The sequence below is a fragment of the Nocardia thailandica NBRC 100428 genome, from assembly GCF_000308795.1.
Lineage (GTDB): Bacteria > Actinomycetota > Actinomycetes > Mycobacteriales > Mycobacteriaceae > Nocardia > Nocardia thailandica.
The window spans coordinates 1-546 of the sequence record NZ_BAGK01000263.1 but is presented as its reverse complement, the minus strand read 5'-3'; the positions used below and the strand labels follow the sequence as shown (position 1 = coordinate 546).

1 protein-coding gene is annotated in these 546 nt (G+C 78.4%); it reads left to right on the top strand.

From position 1 onward, the window contains the following. The coding region (locus ON36_RS33020; protein WP_373281851.1) for a hypothetical protein at positions 1-546 on the top strand (546 nt) is incomplete at both ends.

The window sequence follows — 546 nt, the reverse complement described above, 5'->3', positions numbered from 1 at the left end:
CCGACCGCAGCGTCGGCGGCACCCGTCAGCGCACCGCCAAGGCCCACACCAGCATTCGCGGCACCATCGAGCGCGCCGCCCAAGCCTGCGCCCAGGTCGATCGCAGCGTCGGCCGCGCCGGTCAGCGCGCCGCCGAGGCCCACACCGGTATCGGCGGCGCCGCCGATCGCGCCGCCGAGGCCCGCGCCTACACCGGCGGCCGTGTCGACGGCGCCAGTCAGCGCTCCGCCCAGATTCGCACCGGTGGTGGCGGCACCGTCGAGGGCGCCACCGAGACCGATCGCGGCGCCGGCCACGCCGTCGAGCGCCCCGCCGAGGTGCGCTCCGGTTTCGGCCGCGCCGCCGAGAACACCACCCAGACCCGCGCCGACACCAGCGGCCGCATCAGCGGCGCCGTTCAGCGCGCCACCGAGGCCCGCGCCCGCGTTGAGCGCGCCGCCAAGAGCCCCACCGAGGGCGCCACCGAGACCTGCCGTCGCATCGGCGGCACCGTCGAGAGCCCCGCCGAGCTGCGAACCGACGCCGACCGCGCCACCGAGGGCGCCC